14 protein-coding genes, 4 tRNA genes, 1 pseudogene and 1 riboswitch are annotated in these 16,881 nt (G+C 57.0%); of the genes and pseudogenes, 3 read left to right on the plus strand and 16 right to left on the minus strand.

Annotated features, from left to right (window positions below):
* Positions 1-358 precede the first annotated feature (358 nt).
* From arsJ to GPL81_RS06950, 5 genes and pseudogenes are all read right to left on the minus strand, one after another.
* A complete protein-coding gene (gene arsJ, locus GPL81_RS06935) occupies positions 359-1,573 on the minus strand; it encodes an organoarsenical effux MFS transporter ArsJ (protein WP_160106083.1) in 1,215 nt (404 codons plus the stop codon).
* 9 nt (positions 1,574-1,582) lie between these two features.
* Positions 1,583-2,587: an ArsJ-associated glyceraldehyde-3-phosphate dehydrogenase gene (locus GPL81_RS06940; RefSeq protein WP_160106084.1), complete on the minus strand. Its 1,005-nt coding sequence runs from the start codon at positions 2,585-2,587 to the stop codon at positions 1,583-1,585.
* Between the two features lie 119 nt (positions 2,588-2,706).
* Positions 2,707-3,063 (minus strand): metalloregulator ArsR/SmtB family transcription factor, encoded by a 357-nt coding sequence (locus tag GPL81_RS06945; protein ID WP_160106086.1) that lies wholly within the window; start codon positions 3,061-3,063, stop codon positions 2,707-2,709.
* A gap of 8 nt (positions 3,064-3,071) precedes the next feature.
* Positions 3,072-3,304 (minus strand): annotated as a pseudogene (locus GPL81_RS31360) (low molecular weight phosphatase family protein); the annotation flags it as partial.
* 292 nt (positions 3,305-3,596) lie between these two features.
* Positions 3,597-3,673: transfer RNA gene (locus tag GPL81_RS06950), tRNA-Arg, on the minus strand.
* Between the two features lie 635 nt (positions 3,674-4,308).
* Here GPL81_RS06950 and GPL81_RS06960 point away from each other — a divergent pair.
* Positions 4,309-4,635, plus strand: a complete 327-nt coding sequence (locus tag GPL81_RS06960; protein ID WP_003178899.1) for an Arc family DNA-binding protein — start codon at positions 4,309-4,311, stop codon at positions 4,633-4,635.
* A 104-nt stretch (positions 4,636-4,739) separates the two neighbouring features.
* Here the strand turns inward: GPL81_RS06960 and mgtE are convergent, their stop codons facing one another.
* Complete coding sequence (gene mgtE / locus GPL81_RS06965) at positions 4,740-6,182, minus strand: magnesium transporter (protein ID WP_096509451.1); 1,443 nt, start codon at positions 6,180-6,182, stop codon at positions 4,740-4,742.
* A gap of 320 nt (positions 6,183-6,502) precedes the next feature.
* On the opposite strand from mgtE, the gene GPL81_RS06970 reads away from it, so the two are divergent.
* Positions 6,503-7,021, plus strand: a complete 519-nt coding sequence (locus GPL81_RS06970) for a cell envelope protein SmpA (protein WP_160106090.1) — start codon at positions 6,503-6,505, stop codon at positions 7,019-7,021.
* Positions 7,022-7,040: 19 nt separating this feature from the next.
* Here GPL81_RS06970 and GPL81_RS06975 read toward each other — a convergent pair.
* From GPL81_RS06975 to ltaE, 7 genes are all read right to left on the minus strand, one after another.
* A tRNA-Arg gene (locus GPL81_RS06975) sits at positions 7,041-7,117 on the minus strand.
* Positions 7,118-7,189: 72 nt separating this feature from the next.
* Positions 7,190-7,266, minus strand: a tRNA-Arg gene (locus GPL81_RS06980).
* A 107-nt stretch (positions 7,267-7,373) separates the two neighbouring features.
* Positions 7,374-7,464: transfer RNA gene (locus tag GPL81_RS06985), tRNA-Ser, on the minus strand.
* A 62-nt stretch (positions 7,465-7,526) separates the two neighbouring features.
* On the minus strand, positions 7,527-7,715 hold the full coding sequence (gene csrA / locus GPL81_RS06990) for a carbon storage regulator CsrA (RefSeq protein ID WP_002554426.1): 189 nt from the start codon (positions 7,713-7,715) through the stop codon (positions 7,527-7,529).
* 187 nt (positions 7,716-7,902) lie between these two features.
* Positions 7,903-9,144 carry an aspartate kinase gene (locus tag GPL81_RS06995; RefSeq protein ID WP_096509449.1) on the minus strand — a complete coding sequence of 414 codons (1,242 nt, stop codon included), beginning with the start codon at positions 9,142-9,144 and terminating at the stop codon, positions 7,903-7,905.
* A gap of 91 nt (positions 9,145-9,235) precedes the next feature.
* Positions 9,236-11,860, minus strand: coding sequence for an alanine--tRNA ligase (alaS, locus tag GPL81_RS07000; RefSeq protein ID WP_096509448.1), 2,625 nt, complete (start codon positions 11,858-11,860; stop codon positions 9,236-9,238).
* Positions 11,861-12,006: 146 nt separating this feature from the next.
* Positions 12,007-13,011, minus strand: a complete 1,005-nt coding sequence (gene ltaE / locus GPL81_RS07005) for a low-specificity L-threonine aldolase (RefSeq protein ID WP_160106092.1) — start codon at positions 13,009-13,011, stop codon at positions 12,007-12,009.
* A 196-nt stretch (positions 13,012-13,207) separates the two neighbouring features.
* A riboswitch (FMN riboswitch) is annotated at positions 13,208-13,378 on the plus strand.
* 102 nt (positions 13,379-13,480) lie between these two features.
* On the opposite strand from ltaE, the gene GPL81_RS07010 reads away from it, so the two are divergent.
* The gene (locus GPL81_RS07010; RefSeq protein WP_096509446.1) at positions 13,481-13,990 is read left to right on the plus strand and encodes a 6,7-dimethyl-8-ribityllumazine synthase; all 510 of its coding nucleotides are present in this window, start codon (positions 13,481-13,483) and stop codon (positions 13,988-13,990) included.
* A gap of 119 nt (positions 13,991-14,109) precedes the next feature.
* Here the strand turns inward: GPL81_RS07010 and astE are convergent, their stop codons facing one another.
* The 3 genes from astE to astB all read right to left on the minus strand — a co-directional run bounded on the left by astE (position 14,110) and on the right by astB (position 16,828).
* Positions 14,110-15,120 (minus strand): succinylglutamate desuccinylase, encoded by a 1,011-nt coding sequence (astE, locus tag GPL81_RS07015; protein WP_096509445.1) that lies wholly within the window; start codon positions 15,118-15,120, stop codon positions 14,110-14,112.
* A 12-nt stretch (positions 15,121-15,132) separates the two neighbouring features.
* Positions 15,133-15,420: a hypothetical protein gene (locus tag GPL81_RS07020; RefSeq protein ID WP_047532370.1), complete on the minus strand. Its 288-nt coding sequence runs from the start codon at positions 15,418-15,420 to the stop codon at positions 15,133-15,135.
* A gap of 61 nt (positions 15,421-15,481) precedes the next feature.
* Complete coding sequence (gene astB / locus GPL81_RS07025; protein ID WP_160106094.1) at positions 15,482-16,828, minus strand: N-succinylarginine dihydrolase; 1,347 nt, start codon at positions 16,826-16,828, stop codon at positions 15,482-15,484.
* Positions 16,829-16,881: the final 53 nt, after the last annotated feature.

Genomic DNA, 16,881 nt, shown 5'->3' on the forward strand with positions numbered 1-16,881 from the left:
GCAGCCTCATTTGCTGTCAAGTGGTTATTTTCCGAAGCTTTCAAAGTTTCCTCTGCAACTTCAACCACTTGCGCTGTCGATCTCTCGTCAGCTGGAGGCGAATTCTACAGCGTTACTCGCTGCTGTCAACACCTCTTTTTCAACTTCCTTTCGACTTCGATGACCTGAAGCAACTCACTGTCGAAAACTGCGTAACTCATTGTTTACCAAGGAGTTTTCCGTTTCGACTGCGCCGGAAGTGGGGCGAATTATAGGCCTCCAGAATCTGCCGTCAAGCTCTAATTTGGCTGACCTATCAATTACGTGCAGAAAACCGGAAGCAATCTATTTCCTTCTATATAGAAGGAGTCAGCGATCGCTACACCGAATGCTTGGGCAGCCCGATAGAAATCAAGGCTGCGAGCAGCACGAATGCGCTTGATATCCACAAGCACGCGCCCAGCCCATACACCTGATAAACCCAGCCGGAGAGCACCGTGCCGATCAGGCGCCCCATGGCGTTGGACATGTAATAAAACCCCACGTCCAGCGACACGCCGTCTTCCTTGGCATAGGACACGATCAGGTAGCTGTGCAGCGACGAATTCACCGCGAACATCGCACCAAAGACCATCAATCCGCCGAGCAGCACCGTCTGCTGCGACAAACCAGTGTTCAACCCGAGCGCAATGGCCGCAGGCAAGCCTGCCAGAGCCAGTGCCCACAGAAACGCCGCACGACCGTCCGGTACATGCCCACGTTTCTTGCCGGTGATGTTGGGCGCGAAGGACTGCACGATGCCGTAGCCAATCACCCAGGCTGCCAGGAAGCCGCCAACCTCCCAGAAGTCCCAGCCGAAGACACTGCTCAGGTAAACCGGCAACGCCACCACAAACCAGACGTCGCGGGCGCCGAACAGAAACATCCGTGCCGCCGAGAGAATATTTATCGCTCGGCTCTTGGACAGGATGTCACGAAACTTTGGCTTGGCTTTCGCTTTACCCAGATCCTTCTTCAGCAGGATCAGGCTGCAGATCCAGATCAACGCCAGGACACCCGCCATGGCCAGCAAGGCGCCTTTGAAGCCGATCAGTGCCAGCAAGGCTCCACCCAGAAAGAAGCCGACACCCTTGAGTGCATTCTTCGAGCCGGTGAGGATGGCCACCCACTGGTAGAGCTTGCCCTGCTGACCATCGGGAACCAACAGCTTGATCGAGCTTTTGGCACTCATCTTGTTCAGGTCTTTGGCAATTCCTGACAACGCCTGAGCGCCCATCATCCAAGGGATGGTCAGCAAGGCCGAGGGCACTGTCAACATAAGCAGCGCCGCGACTTGTATGCCCAGCCCGATGTTCATGGTCCGGTTCAAGCCCAACCGCGCGCCGAAATAACCACCCACCAGGTTGGTGATCACGCCAAACAGTTCGTAGAACAGAAACAATGCCGCGATTTGAAGCGGGCTGTAGCCCAACGCGTGAAAGTGCAGCACCACCAACATGCGCAGAGCGCCGTCGGTGAGGGTGAAGGCCCAGTAGTTACCGGTCACAAGCAGGTACTGCCGCACTTCCGGAGCGAGGGCTGACAACGTTTTCATGACCACTCCTCAGACTGCCAGACCGACCATTCTGGCCAGTTCGACGGTACGGTTGGCATAGCCCCATTCGTTGTCGTACCAGGCATAGAGTTTGACCTGGGTGCCATTGATAACCATGGTCGACAGCGCATCGATGATCGATGAACGCGGGTCGGTGCGGTAGTCGATGGACACCAGTGGACGCTCCTCGAAACCGAGGATGTCTTTCAGCTCGTTCTCGGAAGCGTCCTTGAGGAGTTGATTCACCTCCTCCACAGTGGTGGCTCGCTCGACCTCGAAGACACAGTCAGTCAGTGAAGCGTTGGCCAGCGGCACACGTACGGCATGACCATTGAGGCGTCCACGCAGCTCCGGGAAAATTTCGGCGATGGCGGTGGCCGAACCAGTGCTGGTTGGAATCAGGCTCATGCCGGAAGCGCGCGCACGGCGCAGATCCTTGTGTGGCTGATCGAGGATGCTTTGAGTGTTGGTCAGGTCGTGGATGGTGGTGATCGAGCCGTGACGAATGCCCAGCTTCTCGTGGATGACTTTCACCACGGGCGCCAGACAGTTAGTGGTGCACGAAGCGGCGGTGACGATTCGATGTTCATCTGGCTTGAACAACTGATGGTTGACGCCCATGACGATGTTCAACGCACCTTTTTCCTTCACTGGAGCGCAGACCACCACACGTTTAACGCCCTGATCCAGGTAAGCCTGCAACACCTCCACGGTTTTCATCTTGCCGCTGGCCTCGATCACCAGATCGCAACCCGACCAGTCGGTGTCGGCAATCGCTTTGTTCGCAGTGACCTTGATGCGCTTGCGGCCAATCACCACCTGATCGCCTTCTGCGCAGGCTTCGTTGTGCCAACGACCGTGCACAGAGTCGAAGTTGATCAGGTGTGCATGGGTTGCTGCATCACCGGACGGATCGTTGATCTGCACAAATTCAAACTCTGGCCAGTCCCAGGCAGCTCGCAGAGCGAGGCGACCGATCCGACCGAAACCATTGATGCCAACTTTGATAGTCATGTTGTTGTGCTCTGTATCTGTTGTCAGAGGGAGTTCAACTGCGTGTTGAACTGGCTGATGTATTCGATATGGACAGGGTGTTGAATGGCGCGTGGAAGGAGGAATCAAACGATCTGCCTTTAACAGCAGGCAAGTGCCCGCTCAGGCCGATCACCCATCTCATCAAGGCGTTTTGCATCAGGGCTTAACCAATGCTTGTTGTTTTCGAGCACCGTAGTCAGCACTTGATGAACCCAGTCCGGCAGATTTGGATGCAGCCGGTAATAGACCCATTGGCCTTGCCGACGGTCAGACAACAGGCCGCAGGTCCGCAGTTGCGCGAGGTGCCTCGAGACTTTTGGCTGACTCTCGTTCAACGCGCAGGTCAACTCGCAAACACACAGCTCACCTTCACGGGTGATGAGCAGCATCGTGCGCACCCGAGTATCGTCAGCCAGGCATTTGAAAACAGTGGTCGGTGTCAGATGGTCAGTCATATCGTTTCTCAGCGCTTGTTTTTGACCAAGACGAACATCTTGATGCGCTCATGAATTTCGTGGAGGGCATGACGGAAGTCCTCGGGTTGGTGCTGGTCACTGGCTCCTCAAAACTTCAGGCCAACGCCTCAACTGCTTCAGGTAACGAGAGGCAATCGGCTGCGGCCTTATCACACAAGGTGATGACGCAATCGAAACGCTCACCTCGGAATTCGTGTATCGACTTGCTGCGTAATCCTTCGCTACTCATACCGATATGTGAGAACACCCTGTGAGGCTTCAGCTCGTATATGGTTTTTCGAATATATGGTTTTCCATATATTAAGTAAAGGCGGTGGACGCCGATCCGCGAGCGACTCTTATCGAAGCGAAGGGCGCAAGATGGTTTTTCGACAGGGAAGCAGACTCCCCAATCAGAACTGATTGAGGTTGCGTATCGTTGGTAAATCGCGAAAAGCCACCCGCTATTGCACCCGCCCTGCCCCATGGACGCATAGCTGATAAATGATGAATGCTGGAGGTAGCGAATAATATGGTGTCCCAGGGCAGGTTCGAACTGCCAACCTTCCCCTTAGGAGGGGGATGCTCTATCCAATTGAGCTACTGAGACACAAATGTCTGCGAGGATACGCAGAGCGGTAGACGGCGAGCATGTTAACGGGCAAGCCTGCCTTTGTCATGTCGTCCGTGGGCTTTTTAAGTGTAGGCAGATGCTCCACTGAGCCGCGAAGTTTTACCGGGCAAACCAAGAAGCGACTCACTTCCCTTAATGACGGAAGCAGAAACGCCAGGTATTTACTGTTCGAGCGAGCCAGACGGTTCCGTCGCGGTCGACCCCGCCCCCCTCCCCCTCTAACAGATTATTTGCCATCCATCCTAAATAGGTCTCACTGCACACGCACCTCTAGTAAATCGGCCATTTGCCACTATCCTGTAAAAGGTAAGGAACAGCCGCATGACATGCCCTCAGATATTTCGACTTCGGCTGGAGGGCTGAGGACGCGGTCAGCGATACGGACCCAGACAGCTTTCCAAACCAGTCCGCATTTCTGATAATTGGTGCTGGCATAACGCCTTTATCCAGTTCAATATTTGTCACAGAATTGACGCCAATGATCTGGCTACTTTGAGGCATGATGCCAGCCTCTATCAATTCAGGTTGAACATTTGGCCATTGCGCTTGTCGTATCAGACATCCTGCGGCCAATCCCGAGAACCGCTCCCCTGAACTAACCGGTTAAATATATGCGCCCATTGAAACAGGCAATTTATTCCAGCCGTACGGCTGACAAGTTCGTCGTACGTCTGCCAGACGGAATGCGTGAACGCATTGCCGAGGTGGCTCGCAATCATCACCGCAGCATGAACTCCGAAATCATCGCGCGCCTTGAGCAAAGCCTTATTCAGGAAGGCGCACTGGGCGAAGAATTAAGCATGCGCCTGGACAGCCCAGAGCTCTCGTTACACGAACGTGAATTGCTGCAACGCTTCCGCCAACTCTCCCACCGCCAGCAAAACGCTCTCGTCTCACTCATTGCCCATGATGCCGAGATGGCTGCTGACGCCTCCTGATTCAAACACTGAAAGCTCAAGCCAGCCTGATCGCTGGCTTTTTTTTGCCTGAAATTCGGGCATAAAAAAACCCGCGGATGGCGGGTTTTTTTCTCGCAAGAAACTCAGAGCAGGAAGATCGTGGCCAGCCCGAGGAAAATGAAGAAGCCACCGCTATCGGTCATAGCCGTGATCATTACACTCGCGCCCATCGCCGGGTCGCGCCCAAGCCGCGCGAGCGTCATCGGAATCAAAACCCCCATCAACGCCGCAAGCAACAGGTTTAGGGTCATGGCAGCAGTCATCACCACTCCCAAAGACCAGCTGCCGTAAAGCAGGTAAGCAACAACGCCGATCACCCCACCCCAGACCACACCATTGATCAGTGCAACCGCCAATTCCTTGCGCATTAGTCGCGAAGTATTACCGGTGCTCACCTGATCCAGCGCCATGGCTCGAACGATCATGGTGATGGTCTGGTTACCGGAGTTGCCACCGATACCCGCCACGATCGGCATCAACGCCGCAAGCGCCACAAGCTTCTCGATGGAACCCTCGAACAGACCAATCACCCGAGATGCAACGAATGCGGTGATCAAGTTTATCGCCAGCCAAGCCCAACGGTTGCGCAGCGATTTCCAGACCGATGCGAAAATATCTTCTTCTTCACGCAGACCCGCCATGTTGAGAACTTCGTTTTCGCTCTCTTCACGAATCAGGTCGACCATCTCATCGATGGTCAGACGACCAATCAGTTTGCCGTTTTTATCGACCACTGGTGCGGAAATCAGGTCATAACGCTCAAACGCCTGGGCGGCATCGTAGGCCTCTTCGTCCGGATGAAAACTCACCGGGTCGCTGGCCATGACTTCAGAAACCTGCTTCTCCGGATCATTGACCAGCAAACGCTTGATCGGAAGCACACCCTTGAGGACACCGTCGTAGTCGACCACGAACAGTTTATCTGTATGGCCGGGCAACTCCTTGAGTCGCCGCAAGTAACGCAGAACCACTTCGAGACTGACATCCTCGCGGATGGTCACCATCTCGAAGTCCATCAATGCACCGACCTGCTCCTCGTCATAGGACAAAGCAGACCGTACGCGCTCGCGCTGCTGGGCATCGAGGGTTTCCATCAACTCGTGGACGACGTCTCGTGGCAGCTCGGAGGCCAGGTCAGCAAGTTCGTCTGCATCCATGTCCTTGGCAGCGGCCAGGAGCTCGTGATCGTCCATGTCGGCGATCAGGGTTTCACGGACCGAGTCGGATACTTCGAGAAGAATGTCGCCGTCGCGATCAGCCTTGACCAATTGCCAGAGTGTCAGACGATCGTCCAGCGGCAAGGCTTCAAGGATGTAGGCAACGTCGGCGGAGTGCAGATCATCGAGCTTGCGCTGCAGTTCGACGAGGTTCTGCCGGTGAACCAGGTTTTCGACCCGGTCATGATGCGGGCCTTCCTGGCGGTGAGTCAGGTCTTCAACCACTCGCTGACGCTGCAACAGCTCAACAACTTGAGCGAGGCGGTCCTGCAAGCTTTCCTGTGTTTTCTTTACTTCAATTTCAGACATAGGCGAACTCCACTCCCAGCAGTGGAGCACGCCGGAAGGATCAATCAGTCAATTCATGATTGGAAAAACGGTTTACTGAGTAACTACTGGGTAAGTCCATGGAGGTATTCCACAAGCCCCGGCGGGGCTGACGGGCGCAATGATACACCGCCTGACGGTTTTAAATGTTAAAAAATCGCGGCTGAAACAAGCGCTTGCAAGACAAACTTGAGCGCCGTCCTGATCCTTAAAAGTGCGACGACTCATCCTGAAAAGAAAACACACCACAGCGGAAAAATGTGGCGGCTACCCTTGAAGCCAACCGTCACGGAGGACGCTTGATGTCATCGAACACGCAGTTCTGTTTTCTTATTGCCCTGCTCTGCCCGCCCTGTGCGCTTGCCACGACCATTCACCGATGCGAGGCACCCAACGGGCATATCACCTACACGACGCTAAGCTGTGCGATCGGCGAAAGCGTTACGGCCCATGAAGTCCGCACACCAACAGCCGGCAGCGTGGCACCCACCCTCATGCCCGAAGCCGAATCTCGCGCAACTTCAGGCGTGAAGATTCAAGACAGAGATCCAACCGTTGTCGGTAAGACAGAAGACAAATGTGGAAGCCTGATCAGTGCGAGAGAGCGGCGCGAAGCCATTCTCAATCAACGGATTGTTGCAGGCATGACTCAGCAAGACGTTGAAAGTGCTCTCGGCAAGCCGAGCAAGATCAGTATTCGGAATTCGAGCACGAGCTATCGTTACGCAACCAAGCGAAGTCGTAGCGCCTACATAGAATTCGATGAGAGAGGATGCACGAAGGGAAAAGCCAAATCCCAGACGGCAAAAAGCCCGCATTAAATGCGGGCTTTCTGTTGTATGGTGCACTCGACAGGATTCGAACCTGTGACCGCTCGGTTCGTAGCCGAGTACTCTATCCAGCTGAGCTACGAGTGCATTTTGTGTTTTTAGACCAGACCACAACTGGTTGAAACAGAGTAGCTCACATCACTGCAAACAACTCTTAAATGGTGCACTCGACAGGATTCGAACCTGTGACCGCTCGGTTCGTAGCCGAGTACTCTATCCAGCTGAGCTACGAGTGCATTTGTTGCCGCGCATTATAGGCCGTCTAATCTCTATGTCAAACACTTTTTCTAGTAATTTCAACAACTTACCGAAGAAGCCAGATTACAACGTACTACGCAAATAATGGCGGAGAACGGGGGATTCGAACCCCCGACACCCTTTTGAGGTGTACTCCCTTAGCAGGGGAGCGCCTTCGGCCACTCGGCCAGCTCTCCGCAACACGGGGCGTATATTAACCAGCTTCTTCCCCGTTTGCAAACATAAAAAACGATAAAAATTAATGGCTTGGTTCTTCGTCCTTCTCTTTCTTGATGCGCAGGTAAATTTCCTCACGGTGGACAGCCACCTCTTTAGGCGCGTTCACCCCAATGCGCACTTGATTTCCTTTGACGCCGAGCACGGTCACGGTGATTTCGCCATCACCAATAATCAGGCTTTCTGCGCACCGACGAGTCAGAATCAACATACCTTTCTCCTCACGCCTTACATTTCAGGGACAACAGTCTGCAAAAAAAAGGCACTCGACCTACAACCAAAGCGGTCGTTGGCCTACATGCCTGAGTATTGACTAGCGCGAGCAAAAGAACAGCCTCGGGGTCACGCCATTCAAAAAAACAAAGGGCGCGGTCAGACCGCGCCCTTTGGCAAACGCATCACTCGCCCTGGCGGGCCGGTGCGTCCAGATCGAAAGCTGTGTGCAGGGCGCGCACAGCCAGCTCCAGATACTTCTCTTCGATCACTACAGAGACTTTGATCTCCGAAGTCGAGATCATCTGGATGTTGATGCTTTCCTTGGCCAGGGATTCGAACATGCGGCTGGCTACGCCTGCGTGAGAGCGCATGCCAACACCAACGATCGAAACCTTGGCGATCTTGGTGTCGCCAACGACTTCACGGGCACCGATCTCACTGGCGGTGTTTTCCAGAACGGCTTGCGCAGCCTGGTAATCATTACGGTGCACGGTGAAGGTGAAGTCGGTGGTGTTATCGTGCGCAACGTTCTGCACGATCATGTCGACTTCGATGTTCGCGGCGCTGATAGGGCCGAGAATCTTGAACGCTACGCCCGGGGTGTCTGGCACGCCACGGATGGTCAGCTTGGCTTCATCGCGGTTGAAAGCGATGCCGGAAATGATCGGCTGTTCCATGGTTTCCTCTTCATCAATAGTAATGAGGGTGCCCGGACCCTCCTTGAAGCTGTGCAATACGCGCAGCGGAACGTTGTACTTGCCGGCGAATTCCACCGCACGGATCTGCAACACCTTGGAACCGAGGCTGGCCATTTCCAGCATCTCTTCGAAGGTAATCTTGTCCAGGCGCTGTGCCACGGACACCACACGCGGGTCAGTGGTGTAAACGCCGTCGACGTCGGTGTAAATCTGGCATTCGTCAGCCTTCAGGGCTGCCGCCAGGGCCACGCCGGTGGTGTCGGAGCCGCCACGACCGAGGGTGGTGATGTTGCCGTGCTCGTCAACGCCCTGGAAACCGGCGACAACCACCACGCGACCGGCCTTCAGGTCGCCGCGGATCTTCTGGTCATCAATCTGCAAGATACGCGCTTTATTGTGCGCGCTATCCGTCAGGATCCGTACCTGGTTGCCGGTGTAGGACACCGCAGGCACGCCGCGCTTGATCAGCGCCATGGCCAACAGGGCAATCGTCACCTGCTCACCGGTGGACACGATCACGTCCAGTTCACGCGGAACCGGCTGGCCGTCGCCACTGATTTGCTTGGCCAGATCGATCAGACGGTTGGTTTCGCCGCTCATTGCAGACAGCACAACCACCAGGTCATCGCCGGCATCGCGGAATTTCTTAACCTTGTCGGCGACCTGCTCGATTCTCTCGACAGTACCGACCGAGGTGCCTCCAAATTTCTGTACGATCAAAGCCATTTCAAAGCCGCCTCTGCCCATGAAGGGCGCCCAAATAATCACTCAAACAGCGTTGCGGCCCGCCACTAGACTGCGAGCCGCAAGCACTGCCTTATAAACCCTGCTCTACAAACGGAACGGTCAGCGCCAGTGCCGCATCCAGTGCGCCGGCGTCAGTACCGCCGCCCTGCGCCATGTCTGGACGACCACCGCCCTTCCCGCCCACTGCCGCAGCGGCTTGCTTCATCAAATCACCGGCTTTGAGTTGGCCAGTCAGGTCTTTGGTTACGCCTGCAACCAGAACGACCTTTTCCTCATGGACACTGCCGAGCAGGATCACTGCGCGACCGAGTTTGTTTTTCAGCTGATCAACCAGCGCCAGCAATGCCTTGCCGTCCTGACCGTCCAGACGTACGGCCAGCACTTTCACACCTTTGACGTCCAGCGCTTGCGCCGACAGATCGTCGCCGGCCGCGCTGGCTGCCTTGGCTTGCAACTGCTCGAGTTGCTTCTCCAGCAGACGGTTGCGCTCCAGCACAGCCGACAGCTTGTCGATCAGGTTGTCGCGGCTGCCCTTGACCAGATTGGCCGCTTCCTTGAGTTGTTCTTCCGCCGCATTCAAGTAGGCCAGTGCCGCAGCACCGGTGACTGCCTCGATACGACGCACACCCGAAGCCACACCGCCTTCGCTGATGATTTTCAGCAGGCCAATGTCGCCGGTACGGTTGGCGTGGATACCACCACACAGTTCGACGGAGAAATCGCCGCCCATGCTCAGCACACGCACGCTGTCGCCGTACTTCTCGCCGAACAGCGCCATGGCGCCTTTCTGCTTGGCGGTTTCGATATCGGTTTCTTCGGTTTCAACTTCGGAGTTCTTGCGAATCTCGGCGTTGACGATCTCTTCCAGTGCTTTCAGTTGTTCAGGCTTGATGGCTTCGAAGTGGCTGAAGTCGAAGCGCAGGCGCTGACTGTCGACCAGCGAGCCTTTCTGCTGAACGTGATCGCCCAGCACCTGGCGCAATGCGGCGTGCAGCAAGTGAGTTGCCGAGTGGTTCAGCGACGTCGCGTGACGCACTTCGGCATCGACATGAGTCTCGACCGGCGCACCTACAATCAGGCTACCCGAGTCAAGCACACCGTGGTGCAGGAACGCACCGCCGGTCTTGGTGGTGTCGCGCACGTCGAAACGCGCAGCGCCAGCCTGGAGGAAGCCACAATCACCGATCTGACCACCGGATTCCGCATAGAACGGCGTCTGGTTCAGAACCACCACGCCTTCTTCGCCTTCATTCAAGACGTCGACCGATTGCCCGTCCTTATAGAGAGCAACGATCTTTGCCGAACCGCTGTGAGCGGTATAACCGGTGAACTCGGTGTCCACATCGACCTTGACCAGGCTGTTGTAATCCATGCCGAAGGAACTGGCAGAACGCGCACGGACGCGCTGGGCTTCCATTTCGCGCTCGAAGCCTTCTTCGTCGATGGTCAGGCTGCGCTCACGGGCGATATCGCCGGTCAGGTCCATCGGGAAGCCGTAGGTATCGTAGAGTTTGAACACGACATCGCCCGGCACCACGTCGCCCTTGAGCTCGGCCAGATCCTGCTCGAGGATTTTCAGCCCCTGCTCCAGGGTCTTGGCGAATTGCTCTTCTTCGGCTTTCAGCACGCGTTCGATGTGTGCCTGCTGGGATTTCAGCTCCGGGAAGGCTTCGCCCATCTCGGCGACCAGGGCCGCGACGATCTGGTAGAAGAAGCTGCCCTTGGCGCCCAGCTTGTTGCCATGACGGCAAGCACGACGAATGATCCGGCGCAGCACGTAGCCGCGGCCTTCGTTGGACGGCAGCACGCCGTCGGCAATCAGGAAACCGCAGGAACGAATGTGGTCGGCCACGACTTTCAGGGAGGCCTGAGCATCGTTGGTGCAACCGATGGCCTTGGCCGATGCGCTCAGCAGGCTCTGGAACAGGTCGATTTCATAGTTCGAGTGAACGTGCTGCAGCACGGCACTGATCCGCTCCAGGCCCATGCCGGTATCCACCGACGGTGCTGGCAGCGGGTGCAACACGCCATCGGCGGTGCGGTTGAACTGCATGAACACGTTGTTCCAGATTTCGATGTAACGGTCGCCGTCTTCTTCCGGCGAGCCCGGTGGGCCACCCCAGATGTCAGCGCCGTGATCGTAGAAAATCTCGGTGCAAGGACCGCACGGACCGGTATCGCCCATGGTCCAGAAGTTGTCGGAAGCGTACGGCGCACCCTTGTTGTCGCCGATGCGAACCATGCGCTCGGCTGGCACACCGATTTCCTTGGTCCAGATGTCATACGCCTCGTCATCGCTGGCATAGACAGTGACCCACAACTTTTCCTTCGGCAGGTTCAGCCACTTGTCGGAGGTCAGGAAGTTCCAGGCGTAGGTGATCGCGTCACGCTTGAAGTAATCGCCGAAGCTGAAGTTGCCCAGCATTTCGAAGAATGTGTGGTGACGAGCGGTATAACCGACGTTTTCCAGGTCGTTGTGCTTGCCGCCGGCGCGCACGCATTTCTGGCTGCTGACGGCGCGGGTGTACGCGCGTTTTTCCTGGCCCAGGAAGCAGTCCTTGAACTGGTTCATCCCCGCGTTGGTGAACAGCAGGGTTGGGTCGTTGCCCGGAATCAAAGAGCTGGAGGCTACACGGGTGTGGCCTTGCTCTTCGAAGAAGCGAAGGAAGGCTTCACGGATTTCTGCGCTTTTCATTAGGTTCTTCCACGGAGGCTGCGGCCAAAGGCCTGTTCGAAACGTCAACAGACGAAACGACGGCAAAGGGCCGCATTATATCGGCCCTGCGCGCGGGGTACAGCGTGTTTATACGATAGAAACGGTCAATTGGACGGCTAACGCTATCACTTACGTGAAAAGTCGACGAATGTCGCGACGACCTGCTCGATTTGTACTGCGCTGACGTCCATGTGCGTGACCATCCGCAGACGTGCGGCGGCGCTGAGCCTGACCCCGCGTTCGGCGGCAAAGGCCTTGATCGCCTCGGCCCGGTCACCCATGTTCACGTAAACCATGTTGGTCTGCACCGGCTCGACTTCATAACCCGCCGCGCGCAGGCCTTCAGCCAGCAATTGGGCGTTGGCGTGGTCGTCAGCCAGGCGCTGAACGTTGTTGTCCAATGCATACAAACCTGCCGCTGCCAGGATTCCGGCCTGGCGCATGCCGCCGCCGACCATCTTGCGCAGGCGCCGCGCCTTAGCGATCAACTCCGCCGAGCCGCACAACACCGAACCGACCGGCGCGCCCAGGCCCTTGGACAGGCAGACTGAGACGGAATCGAAATGCCGAGTGATTTCCTGGGCATCGACCCCCAACTTGACCGCCGCGTTGTACAACCGCGCGCCGTCCAGATGCAATTGCAGCCCGTGCTCGCGAGTAAAGCCGCGGGCCCGGGCCAGGTATTCCAGGGGCAGAACCTTGCCCTGCATGGTGTTTTCCAGCGCCAGCAGTCGGGTGCGGGCAAAGTGGAAGTCATCCGGCTTGATCGCGGCGGCGACTTGCGCCAGATCCAGCGAACCATCGGCTTGCACTTCCAGTGGCTGCGGCTGAATCGAGCCAAGCACCGCCGCGCCGCCCCCTTCGTACTTATAGGTGTGTGCTTGCTGGCCGACGATGTACTCGTCACCGCGCTCGCAATGGGCCATCAACCCCAGCAGATTGCTCATGGTGCCAGTCGGGACAAACAACGCCGCGGCAAACCCCAGGCGCGTTGCCAATTCAGCTTCCAGCCGATTGACCGTCGGATCTTCGCCATAAACATCATCTCCGGTGGCCGCGGTGGTCATCGCGTCGAGCATGCCGGCGGTGGGTTGGGTGACTGTATCGCTGCGAAGATCGATAACGCTCATGAATCTGGCCTCGGTTAGCAGGGGAAAATCCCTTTCAGGTAGGAATTACTGCGGTCACACCGCTGAATAATCAACCCTTGTGTAGGAAAAGGCTTCTTGAACCGACGAAAAAGTCGATAAGAATCATCAGATAGCAGCGATGCACAGGTGAGAAATATGTGTTAAAAACGCTGCGCCGCCAAACAATCTGGCGGCAAAACGTTCTCAGGGCGGGGTGCAACTCCCCACCGGCGGTAATTGCGCGCAATGCGCATAGCCCGCGAGCGCTTGGTGACAGCACGGCTTCGGCGGTGACTGGCGGCAAGGTCAGCAGACCCGGTGTGATCCCGGGGCCGACGGTCATAGTCCGGATGAAGAGAGAACGGGATTGTTACCGATGGGCCCTGCGCAGCATTCGTGCGAGCGCACGTACCCTGAAATCCCCTTCGATTCATAACGCCCTGTTTTTCACACAAACAGGAGTCAGAACATGCAACCCACCGCAATCGACAGCAAAAGCAAACACCATCAGGGCGAGCGCGTTGCGTTCATTCAGGCCTGCTGGCACAAGGATATTGTTGACCAGAGCCGTAAAGGCTTCGTCGCCGAAATGATTGCCCAGGGTTATCAGGAGTCCGACATCGATTTCTTCGAAGTCGGCGGCGCCTTTGAAATGCCCTTGCACGCCAAGTTGCTGGCCAAGACCGGCCGTTATGCCGGCATCGTCGCGGCAGCCCTGGTGGTGGACGGCGGCATCTACCGTCACGAGTTCGTCGCCCAGTCGGTAGTCAGCGGCTTGATGCAGGTTCAGCTGGAAACCGAAGTGCCGGTGTTCTCGGTGTCCCTGACCCCGCACCACTTCCATGCCGGCGAAGAGCACCACAAGTTCTTCTTCGAGCATTTTGTGCATAAGGGTCAGGAAGCGGCGAGGACTTGTGCGGATACATTGAAAAAAATACGAGCATTGCGTCGCACTGAACACCGCGCAGTAGCAGTTTAAGCACTGTAAAACCTGTGGGAGCGAGCCTGCTCGCGAAGACGGATTGTCAGTCAGCAATTATGTCGACTGATACACCGCTTTCGCGAGCAGGCTCGCTCCCACAATGTTTAGTGTTGTGCTCAGGCCAGGTTATCGTCGCTGGTCGGCACGATCAGGATGCCGGCGCGCAAGCCATTCTTCACCTTGGGGTTCGGGAAGATAATCCGGGCACCCTCCTCCTCGATGATCCAGCGGGTATTGGCGATGTCTTCCGCCAGCAAATACCCCACGTCCAATTCGGAAAAGTTCTCGATGTCCGCTGGCAGGTTCAAGCGGAAGCTATCGCTGTGCTTGATGATTTCCCGTGCCACGCTGAACAGTTGCAATCCGTCCAGCGCCGCCTCGGTCGACTCCGGCTCGTTGCCTTCGATGATTTGCTTGAGACGGTTTTCCAGCAGAGAGACGTTAACGCCGTCGTTCTGCCCGAACGGCCGCGCCTTACCCAGTTCGAGGGTAAAAGACTCTGCCCCGAGTTTGTCGTAGGTGTAGGAACTGAAAACGATGGACGGCTTGTTCTGCAGCAGCACCGCCTCCATGCCGGCGGCGCGCAGGCGGGCCAATTCCTGGCGCGAATGCTGGCGCCCTTCTTTCCAGGGGTACAACGCGAACTGCTCGATTTTCGAGCCGCGGATCGCGGTGTGCAGGTCGTAGTGCAGGCGCTGGCGATCCGGCAGGCTGAAGAAACTGGCGGCCAGCCGCTCGAGTTCACAAGCGCGCAAGGCTTCGGAGCCGCTGCTTTGTTCGTGACGGCCATTGAATAGCCGATTGACGTCCTGCTCGACGAAACGCTCGCCCTTGCGAATCGCTTCGGGGTTGCCGAACAGGAACAGAATACGGGCGCACGGCTTCAGATCGCCGCGAGCGATGTCATGCAACAACCGATCAAGCAATTCGATCGGCGCTGTTTCGTTGCCATGGATCCCTGCAGACAGCAGCAGATCCAGGCCATTGTCGCGCGCTTCGGGCGGCCGGACTTCCAGCGCACCCTCGCTCAACCAGCGCATGCGCACGCCTTCGACAGTCAGTTGAGTCTTCTCCGCCGGTTCGCGGCCGGCGAGGGTCAGTTCAAGCAGTTTGCCGAGGGCGAGCATAGAGCGGTTTCCTTAGTGATCGTGATTGCAATCCGGGCCGTGAACGTGGTCTTCGTCGCCGACTTCAGCCGGTTCCATTTCCAGTTGCAGACTTACCAGATTAGTCGCCAATGGGCGCAACAGCAGGTTGGCGTATTCGGCGTCGCCTTCTTCCACGTCCACGCCGATCAGCAACTGGCCGCGGCCATCGTGCTGGATCCACAGCTCTTTGCCTTGCCACATGACCGCGACGCGGGTGCAGGAGGTTTCCAATTGCGTGCCGTCGGTGTCTTCAAGGATCAGCTGCAGTTTGTCGCTCATGTAGTTACGCTCTCGTTTGAGATGAAGCGGCGCGCTGTCGTGTCCGACAGCGCGCCGTCGATCAATTGATCTGGAATGGATAAACCGCGCCCAGTTTAAGGATTTGCGTCAGTTCATCCAGTGCCGTCCGGCACTCAAGCAGCAATTGCGGGTCCGCGAGATCGTTTTCGGTCATGCGGTCGCGGTAGTGCTTGTTAACCCATTCGGTCAACGTGCCATACAACGGTGCCGTCATGATAACCCCTGGATTGACCGCCGCCAGTTCGGTTTCGTTGAGCGCGACGCGCAACCTCAGGCAAGCAGGGCCCCCGCCGTTCTGCATGCTTTGCTTGAGATCGAAAACCTTCACCTCGCGGATCAGGCCGCCGGAGCTGGTCAAACTCTGCAGGTATTGCCAGACACGCTCATTGCCACGGCATTCTTCCGGCACGATCAACAGCATGGAGCCGTCAGCACGCGACAGCAATTGGCTGTTGAACAGGTAGGACCGAACCGCGTCTTCGACAGTTACCGCGGAACGCGGCACACAGATCGACTGAAATTTCCCACCGACTTTGGCGAGTTTGCTCTGCAACTCAGCAAGCATCTGTTCGGTCTCGAGGAACGCGTCCTCGTGATAGAACAGCACTTCGCCGTTGCCGACCGCAATCACATCATTGTGGAACACGCCCTGATCGATCACCGACGGGTTCTGCTGGGCGTAGACCACACCGGCATCCTTCAAGCCGTGCAGGCGAGCGACGGCCTGGGACGCTTCAAGGGTTTGGCGTGCCGGGTACTTCTGCGGAGCCGGGTAGCGGGTGTCGAACGCGCTGCGGCCGAAGACGAAGAACTCGACGCCGGCTTCGCCGTATTCACGGCAGAAACGCGTGTGGTTGGCCGCGCCTTCGTCACCGAATTGCGCCACGGCCGGCAACGCGGCGTGGTGAGCGAAATGTTTCTGGTCGGCGAACATCGCCCCCAGCACGCGGCTGGTGGTCGGGTGTTCGATGCTGCGGTGGTATTTGCAATTGAGGTTGGCGGCCGTGAAATGCACGCGGCCATCCGCGGTGTCGGCACTCGGGCTGACGGTGGCAGCATTGGCGACCCACATGCTCGACGCCGAGCAACTGGCGACCAGCAACGGCATCGCTTCTTTGGCAGCGCGCTGGATCACTTCAGCGTCGGTGCCACCAAAGCCCAGGCGACGCAGAGCCGCCACATCCGGGCGTTCCTGAGGTGCCAGCACGCCTTGCTGAAAGCCCATGTCCATCAGCGCTTTCATCTTCGCCAGGCCTTGCAGGGCCGCTTCCTTCGGGTTCGAAGACTGCTGGCTGTTGCTCTGGGACGCGACGTTGCCGTAGGACAGGCCGCCGTAGTTATGGGTCGGCCCCACTAGACCGTCAAAATTGACTTCATAGGATTTCATCAGCGAGGCTCCACGAGAATCTGTTTGTTATAGGCATCAAGTAACTGTTCTTT

This window comes from Pseudomonas izuensis, assembly GCF_009861505.1.
GTDB lineage: Bacteria > Pseudomonadota > Gammaproteobacteria > Pseudomonadales > Pseudomonadaceae > Aquipseudomonas > Aquipseudomonas izuensis.

Excerpts from the sequence above, each read along its gene's own strand:
- mgtE (WP_096509451.1), bottom strand. The coding sequence starts at position 6,182 with ATGTCTGAAATTGAAGTAAAGAAAACACAGGAAAGCTTGCAGGACCGC.
- GPL81_RS07020 (WP_047532370.1), bottom strand. The coding sequence starts at position 15,420 with ATGAGCGACAAACTGCAGCTGATCCTTGAAGACACCGACGGCACGCAA.
- csrA (WP_002554426.1), bottom strand. The coding sequence starts at position 7,715 with ATGTTGATTCTGACTCGTCGGTGCGCAGAAAGCCTGATTATTGGTGAT.
- GPL81_RS06945 (WP_160106086.1), bottom strand. The coding sequence starts at position 3,063 with ATGACTGACCATCTGACACCGACCACTGTTTTCAAATGCCTGGCTGAC.
- GPL81_RS07010 (WP_096509446.1), top strand. The coding sequence starts at position 13,481 with ATGCAACCCACCGCAATCGACAGCAAAAGCAAACACCATCAGGGCGAG.
- GPL81_RS06995 (WP_096509449.1), bottom strand. The coding sequence starts at position 9,144 with ATGGCTTTGATCGTACAGAAATTTGGAGGCACCTCGGTCGGTACTGTC.
- astB (WP_160106094.1), bottom strand. The coding sequence starts at position 16,828 with ATGAAATCCTATGAAGTCAATTTTGACGGTCTAGTGGGGCCGACCCAT.
- arsJ (WP_160106083.1), bottom strand. The coding sequence starts at position 1,573 with ATGAAAACGTTGTCAGCCCTCGCTCCGGAAGTGCGGCAGTACCTGCTT.
- GPL81_RS06940 (WP_160106084.1), bottom strand. The coding sequence starts at position 2,587 with ATGACTATCAAAGTTGGCATCAATGGTTTCGGTCGGATCGGTCGCCTC.
- alaS (WP_096509448.1), bottom strand. The coding sequence starts at position 11,860 with ATGAAAAGCGCAGAAATCCGTGAAGCCTTCCTTCGCTTCTTCGAAGAG.
- GPL81_RS06960 (WP_003178899.1), top strand. The coding sequence starts at position 4,309 with ATGCGCCCATTGAAACAGGCAATTTATTCCAGCCGTACGGCTGACAAG.
- GPL81_RS06970 (WP_160106090.1), top strand. The coding sequence starts at position 6,503 with ATGTCATCGAACACGCAGTTCTGTTTTCTTATTGCCCTGCTCTGCCCG.
- astE (WP_096509445.1), bottom strand. The coding sequence starts at position 15,120 with ATGCTCGCCCTCGGCAAACTGCTTGAACTGACCCTCGCCGGCCGCGAA.
- ltaE (WP_160106092.1), bottom strand. The coding sequence starts at position 13,011 with ATGAGCGTTATCGATCTTCGCAGCGATACAGTCACCCAACCCACCGCC.